Origin of the sequence: Saccharicrinis sp. GN24d3, from assembly GCF_052400645.1 — a bacterium.
In the GTDB taxonomy this organism is placed as follows: domain Bacteria; phylum Bacteroidota; class Bacteroidia; order Bacteroidales; family Marinilabiliaceae; genus Saccharicrinis.
In genome coordinates, this window is the sequence record NZ_JBQTGI010000006.1 from 161,928 (window position 1) to 168,894 (window position 6,967).

A 6,967-nucleotide genomic window follows, 5' to 3' on the forward strand; every position below is an offset into this window, starting at 1 on the left:
ATATATCTTTGTTGTTTTTCTTCCTTTTTGCCGGGTAGCTTGGGGAATAATGATAAAGCCTTACTGTACGCAGGCTATAAAAAACAGGCTACAGTTTAGCTTGCGGTCCGGTTAAGACAAACTTTTCTTGTATTGCTTTAGTTTAACTTCGATAGGTGTTATATTTTTAAGGTTGTCAGAAACGGGGCAACGGTCACAAACGGCTTCCTTCCATTTTTCCAAGGTAGCATCATCCGCATCGCAATCAGGGATCATGGTCAACTCAATGGATTTGTAACCGGCCCTCTCTTCAAACGACTGACCAAACAAACGAGCCGGATTCAGCGTTCCCGCAAGTTTAATTTCCATGCCGCGCAACTCAAAACCAAGTTCTTTAGCTACAATGTGTGCCATCACATTAATACAGCCAGAATAAGCAGCCAGAACATATTCAACAGGATTTGCACCTTCGTCGGTGCCTCCCAGGTTAGCCGGTTCATCAATGATCATTTCAAAACCTCTTGCTTTTACAACTGTTTTGGTGGCATTTTCACTATGCGCATGTACTCTAAATTTTATATCTGCCATTGTATTAAATTTTAATTATTAAGCTGTATAAATATTGTTAATTATATGCACTTATCAAAGGATTTTGGCGTCAAATTTTGATTCATGCATAAATTTGTATTTGGCTTGATGTAATCGTCGCCGCGACTCACATCATTTATAAACCCGCAATATTGCAACTTTTTTCCGGGGTTGGAATATTATTATAGCTATCGGGACTATCTTTTTGTGCATGCCGGGTTTGATGACCAAAGCACAAATCCCTTGAACGAGAAACATCAGATGCTGTGGACAAGAAAGGGAAACTACACCAATCCGATCTTTCAGGGAAAAACCATTATTCATGGACATACGCCAATTACTTTCAACACTTGCAAATGGACCATAGAAAAAGGGGCACAAGTGATCAATTTAGATACAGGCTGTGTGTATAAGGATAGACCGGGCTGTGGTAAACTAACCGCTTTGGATATCTTCTCTAAAATCATTTATACGGTGTGATCGCCATTTTTATGCAATCACTTTTTCCATTTCCTCTCTCCACCTAGTAAAGTCCCCTTTCTTGTAATTGTGGTAAGCACGCATAAAATTTGATTCTTTTATCGAAGCATCAACCTCTACAAGGCCATCTTCGAATGACAAGTTCGTTGCAGAATATTCATTAAGCGATGAATTGCGATAGACTTTTATCAAAGGCCATGATGCCATTGAAAAATAGAATAAAAGACCTGATTAATCGGAAAACCAATCATCATAGAGCTATATTATTTGTTTTGTTCATAATAATATAGTATATTATCCATTCATTTTTAACAAACAGATAACCCAAAGGCCGGTTCTCCACCGGTTGAGTTTTGACGAACAGTTCCGGCAGAGGCAGGCCCAAGGTTATCTGCAGTATAAACCTCTAAAATATAAAATTATGTCGAAAAATTCGTATGACGCAATTTTACCGGAAGCACAAGCTGTTACCGATGAGAGATTAAAAAAACCTTACATGCCCATAGGCATTTACCTGCAAGAAGCTGAAGACCTGTATGTATGGGCCAGCAAAGACAAAGATGATTTAATACAAGCTGGTCTTACTGAGCGTATCTTTGAGAAACTTCAGTCAGCCACCGATGCATGCAGGTATGCCCAAAGCCTGTGGATGACGGAATTACAGGCCCGAAAAGATGCCGAAGAACGATGGGCCAATGAGGCACGCCTGGCTTTTGACCTGCGAGACCGCTTGCTTCACACCTTCCGCTATGCTTACCGCAAAAACGAAAATGCTTTGCAAGTAGTAGCTGATATTGCAGAAGACGCTGGCAATGCAGATATGATACAGGATTTAAGCGATGAGGCCGCACTGGCCCGTAAATATCCGGATGAGTTAACAGCCATTCATTTTGATGCCTCATTAATTGAAACCGCCGATACTTTAAGCGGTGAAATGGCCGACCTGCGTGCCCTGGCCAATGGTGAAAAAAGGGAATCCAATGAAACCCTCACCATCCGAAACCAAATGTACACCTTGCTGAAAGAAATGGTGGATGAAATCAGGGATTGCGGTAAATACCTGTTCTGGCGCGATGAAAAACGCATACAAGGGTATATCAGTAAGTACAATCGAGACAAGAAACATTAAAATAGCTTTCGACTAAAAAGTTATTATATCTCTCAAAGTAAACTTTAAATTCTTCCCTCGGTCTTGAAACCGGGGGAAGTACTTTGCCGCAGCAAAGGGATGGGCTCCTATGATTATCCTCCCTGTTTTTTGGTTTTCCCTCCCAACATGAGTCCTGCCCTCCGTCAAATTTTCCTCACCCTCCCTCTGTTTACCATTATCCTCCCGGCGATATACCATGTCCTCCCATAGAAACCCCCCGTCCTCCCTGGGGAGGACAGCATAAGAAAGTCGGTGGATGCTTTGTTTTATAAGGAGGAAAGCATGAATAACTTTTAGAACCACGCCAACTATCCACAGGACCTATTAAACCCGCATTATGCATTAGAAAATCTATTACACATTAAAATTGTTTCAAAACAAGACACTCCGCTGCTTCACTTCAACTCACCATAACAATGAAAACCTAGTAAGATTGCACTTTCAATGCTCACGACGAACCTCCAATGCATAATCCGGGATAAACTTACAGTGACGTGGATGATATCCAATTTTTCCGTAACTTCTCTTGCATAAATCCTATCGAACGCAAAAGTATACCATGATGCCAATCAGAATTATAGCCATAGGGGATATTCACGGCTGCTTTGGGTCTTTAAAAAGGCTTGTCGAAGAAAAGATACGAGTTACAAAGGCTGACAGACTGGTCTTTCTGGGCGATTATATAGACAGGGGTACGCAAAGCAAAGAGGTGGTTGACTATATATTGCATTTAATGGCCATGAAGTATGATATTGTCCCATTGAAAGGCAACCACGAGCAAATGCTGATAGACGCATTTACCGAGGACCGGTATATTCCCCTATGGTTGTATAATGGCGGAAGGGAAACGTTACATAGTTTTGGATTAGGCGCAACCGTTAATCTGCCTACCCAATATTGGAACTTTTTTCAGGGGTTGGAATATTATTATAGCTATCGGGACTATCTTTTTGTGCATGCCGGGTTTGATGACCAAAGCACAAATCCCTTGAACGAGAAACATCAGATGCTGTGGACAAGAAACGGAAACTACACCAATCCGATCTTTCAGGGAAAAACCATTATTCATGGACATACGCCAATTACTTTCAACACTTGCAAATGGACCATAGAAAAAGGGGCACAAGTGATCAATTTAGATACAGGATGTGTTTATAAGCATATACCGGGCTGTGGAAAATTAACGGCTTTGGATATCTTCTCAAGAACTATTTACTCGGTGTAAGTCATTCTTCCGTATAATTTTTTTTATACCCCTTGATTTTTTCGGACGCTCAGATGGTTCCCAAAGACAAACTCAAAAGTCAGCAAATTACATTTTTATATCAAGCTGCTTTCCTTCGCTCAATGCTTTTTTATCTTTTTGAGAACCAATCACTGCCCCAATAACCAGGCCAATGGGGAGACCAACTCCCAGCAAACCCACATTGCCAATAATGGCTCCGATAACAACACCAATGGGAATACCAAAGGCAACCATGCCAACGGCTAACCATTTATGCTTATAATAACCTTTGGGCACAAGTCCGAGTTCTTTTTCTAGTAGCGTATAAATCCTCGATTGCATTTTTGCGATCTGCCTTCTGTAGTCAACTCCCGAATCAGATAATCCATTAAAACGCTCTATAATTCCGTTAATCGAATCAATTATCCCGTTCGGTAAGTTGTTTGTTCTTAACTCAGCCAAAAACCGGTTAAAATGTACAAAGGCATTAAATGTTTTATTGTTTTCTTTAATGCTGTGTCTGTTTTTGGGCGCTATGATCTCCATTCTTCTTTTTATTTTTTAAAAATAGCTGAAAATTAATTATTCAACACTTATCCTGGACCTTCCAAGTATTATTTTCTGTACACACTGCAAGTCCGTGCTAGCTGTTGTAATACGATTTAGTAAATTAACAATCGAAGCGTAAAAAAAAGAAAAACTAAATTAAGGTGACGCATTTTTTTTATCTTTTTGTTATCCGTCCTGAATTCTTTACCCATTAACGGCACTAACTCTCAGGTCCAATTTTTACCCCCAGCACAAGGATATCATCCGTCTGCACCAGTTCTCCCTGCCACTTCTTAATATTCTGTTGCAGTATCTCCCTTTGTTCGCTCATTTTTTTATCCTGAATGGCAAATAAGAGTTCGCGGAAATATTTCACGCGATAGGTTTTACGCTTAGGGCCTCCTATCTGGTCGACATAACCATCGGTAAACAGATAAAACGAGTCTCCGGGCTGAACGGTTATATCATTATTGGTAAAAGGTGAAACAGCATCGTAATAGATACCAATCGGCATACTGTCAGGCCGGTATTTTAACATCCTATAATCACCTTGCCTGATCACCTGCAGGTTGCTATTTGGTTTCTCCTCGTTGCTTTGTCCGTTATGGTTCTTCCGCACAAGGTACAGCGGCCGGTTAGCCCCGGCATATTGCAGGGTATTATTTTCCAGGTCGAGGATACACAAGGCTATTTCCAGTCCGTCCCGGGCCTCTCCTTCTTTTCCTTTCTGGTGTAACGAAAATATTAAAGCCTCCCTCATCCGCCCTAAAATCTCGCTGGCATCGTAATTGTTGACACTAACAATCTCGTTGAGATAGGAAATGCCCAGTATGCTCAAAAAGGCTCCCGGCACGCCATGCCCCGTGCAATCAGCCACGGCGATAAACAACTTATTGTCCTTTTTCACGTTCCAGTAAAAGTCACCGCTAACAATATCGCGCGGGTTGTTTAACACAAAATGATCACAGAAGGCGTTTTGCAGCAAGTCTTCAGGTGGCATGATGGCGGTCTGGATCCGCTTGGCATAACGGATACTGTCGAGTATCTGCTGCTGCTGGGCTTCAATGGTATCTTTCTGCCTAATAACGAGCTCCAGCTGGGTCTCTATCTCCTCTTTCTGGTCCTCTATTTCTTCTTTCTGCTTGGCAATCTCACGGGTTCTTTCCACCACTTTATCTTCCAGCTCCGCGTTCATCTGCGAAATACTGGATATATAGTTTTTAATCTTTTGTATCATGACATTATAACCCTCGGCCAGTTCACCTACCTCGTCATTGCTTCGCACAATCGTAAAATCGGTAATCCCGTCCGACCGGATCTTTTTCATGTTCAGCAGGAGCTCATGCACCGGGTTCACAATACTGCGGGTGGTCCATTTTACAATCAGGAATATATACATGATGGAAACCAGAATCCCTGTGCCAATTCCCAAAAACATAACGATGGTATCTATGGCGTTCACATAATAATAATCGGCATGGTTACCTATGTCTATTGTCCCTGATAACATGTTAACCGAATCATTCCAATTGCCCAGCATCACCTTTTTTTGTTCCGGGCTCAACTCAGAAATCCCAAGGCTCTCCACCGAGGTCAGGCTCAGCACAATATACAGGCCCACAATAGCCAATGGAAAAAAGGTGGTTAAGGCATTGGCAAACCACAATTGCCGGCCAATCTTACCACTTCTGTAACGGAATATACGTTGCCTGAGTTCTTCTTTGCTATAGAAATGCTCGATATAGGTTAAGCGCACCCTGTTTTTTTGCCAGAAGTAAACAAAGAGTACCGTAAGAAAAGCAGCTACGGCAGACACATAGAAGAAGTTCTGAAAAATATTGCGCTCTATCTCCTTCATGAAGATTTTTTCCGACAACAGGATATACAAGGCAAAGGTATGGCTGGCTAGGTGCGGCAGCAATAAAATTATGCCATTGATCCGGGGTGTTTTTAGGATAAGTTTTTTACAATACCATTGCAGTCTGTTGCCAATTGGCTTTTGCTTTCTTTTTCGGCGCAGATATATCTTAAAGGGCCTATTAAAAGCAAGCCCCAGTAAATAACACCCCAACAGAACGTTAAAATACCAGAAAAAAAACAGCATTAGGTAATCTTGTTTATTGTTATGCTTCCGCTCTCCGGGATGGTTTCTGGCAGCAGGCTCCATGGCTGCTGCAATGGAATCCGCCATTTGTTTATAGTGTTGTTCCATTTGTGCAACACCTTCCCTTTTGCCCATCACATCCAATAGAACAGAGTCCCTGATGACTGGCGGTCGGCCTTCCTTCATCGGCATTCTCTTTCCAGGAAATCTTGATTCTTTTATAATATCGGGCAGGTTCTGAAATATCAGGAATCCTATAAACGGCATCACCAAAAACAAATACAAGATGGTTGAGGTGAGATATATTCTTAAACCAATAAATTTGGGTATACTAGTACTACTCATATTGTGTATATTATCGTAACGGTACTATCCGGGCATTACTTTACGGATTTGTCCAAGTTAGTAAGTTTTTCTCTTTAGAAAAAGCCCTTGGAGGAAGCCCATATTCCTGGCATTTAAAAAACCAATAATTTAAGAATTCGAATCAATGGTAAATATCATAAGGCTGAAAGGCATTATTTCGAAAGTTGGGGCAACGCTCATAAGTGTTCGGAAAGTTGTAATATTGAACCCGCAATATTTTACAAGACGGGAGTCGGTACTCCTCCTTCAAAAGTGTGTGTGTGAAAATGCATAAGTATTTTTGAGAAACTTTCAATTTGTAAGCAGTTTGCCTTTGATAATACCCCTAAATCCCCTAAAGGGGACTTCAGCCTCCACTTTAGGGGAGGTTTGGAGGGGTAAAAAGAAGGAGGTGGGAGATGGTTTAATTGGTGGTTGCAGTATAGTCTATAGTAGAGCTGCTGACTTACAATGTTTATAATTATTTGCCAATTTTGTTCAATATCCTATTTAAAACATCACCTTTTAACGTGAAGTATAACAACAG

Annotated in this window: 7 protein-coding genes; 3 read left to right on the plus strand and 4 right to left on the minus strand. The window is 41.2% G+C overall.

The genetic code is table 11. The features are described 5' to 3' along the window. Positions 1–111: 111 nt before the first annotated feature. On the minus strand, positions 112–567 hold the full coding sequence (locus tag ACT29I_RS09195; protein WP_430932182.1) for an OsmC family protein: 456 nt from the start codon (positions 565–567) through the stop codon (positions 112–114). A 171-nt stretch (positions 568–738) separates the two neighbouring features. Between ACT29I_RS09195 and ACT29I_RS09200 the strand changes: the two genes are divergently transcribed. Then, entirely contained in the window at positions 739–1,047 is a 309-nt protein-coding gene (locus ACT29I_RS09200; protein ID WP_444793251.1) for a hypothetical protein, read from the plus strand. A gap of 9 nt (positions 1,048–1,056) precedes the next feature. Here the strand turns inward: ACT29I_RS09200 and ACT29I_RS09205 are convergent, their stop codons facing one another. Then, on the minus strand, positions 1,057–1,254 hold the full coding sequence (locus ACT29I_RS09205) for a hypothetical protein (protein ID WP_444793252.1): 198 nt from the start codon (positions 1,252–1,254) through the stop codon (positions 1,057–1,059). Between the two features lie 214 nt (positions 1,255–1,468). Here ACT29I_RS09205 and ACT29I_RS09210 point away from each other — a divergent pair, with 214 nt between their 5' ends. Further along, positions 1,469–2,176, plus strand: coding sequence for a hypothetical protein (locus ACT29I_RS09210; protein WP_444793253.1), 708 nt, complete (start codon positions 1,469–1,471; stop codon positions 2,174–2,176). A gap of 580 nt (positions 2,177–2,756) precedes the next feature. Further along, positions 2,757–3,422 carry a metallophosphoesterase family protein gene (locus ACT29I_RS09215; RefSeq protein WP_444793254.1) on the plus strand — a complete coding sequence of 222 codons (666 nt, stop codon included), beginning with the start codon at positions 2,757–2,759 and terminating at the stop codon, positions 3,420–3,422. A gap of 87 nt (positions 3,423–3,509) precedes the next feature. On the opposite strand, the gene ACT29I_RS09220 is transcribed toward ACT29I_RS09215, so the two are convergent. Both ACT29I_RS09220 and ACT29I_RS09225 read right to left on the minus strand, forming a co-directional pair. Next, positions 3,510–3,968 (minus strand): hypothetical protein, encoded by a 459-nt coding sequence (locus tag ACT29I_RS09220; RefSeq protein ID WP_430932170.1) that lies wholly within the window; start codon positions 3,966–3,968, stop codon positions 3,510–3,512. Between the two features lie 223 nt (positions 3,969–4,191). After that, positions 4,192–6,420 carry a SpoIIE family protein phosphatase gene (locus ACT29I_RS09225; protein ID WP_444793255.1) on the minus strand — a complete coding sequence of 743 codons (2,229 nt, stop codon included), beginning with the start codon at positions 6,418–6,420 and terminating at the stop codon, positions 4,192–4,194. Between the last annotated feature and the right edge of the window lie 547 nt (positions 6,421–6,967).

Coding starts and splice junctions, on each gene's coding strand:
- ACT29I_RS09215 (WP_444793254.1), top strand. CDS start 2,757: ATGATGCCAATCAGAATTATAGCCATAGGGGATATTCACGGCTGCTTT.
- ACT29I_RS09220 (WP_430932170.1), bottom strand. CDS start 3,968: ATGGAGATCATAGCGCCCAAAAACAGACACAGCATTAAAGAAAACAAT.
- ACT29I_RS09210 (WP_444793253.1), top strand. CDS start 1,469: ATGTCGAAAAATTCGTATGACGCAATTTTACCGGAAGCACAAGCTGTT.
- ACT29I_RS09195 (WP_430932182.1), bottom strand. CDS start 567: ATGGCAGATATAAAATTTAGAGTACATGCGCATAGTGAAAATGCCACC.
- ACT29I_RS09205 (WP_444793252.1), bottom strand. CDS start 1,254: ATGGCATCATGGCCTTTGATAAAAGTCTATCGCAATTCATCGCTTAAT.
- ACT29I_RS09225 (WP_444793255.1), bottom strand. CDS start 6,420: ATGAGTAGTACTAGTATACCCAAATTTATTGGTTTAAGAATATATCTC.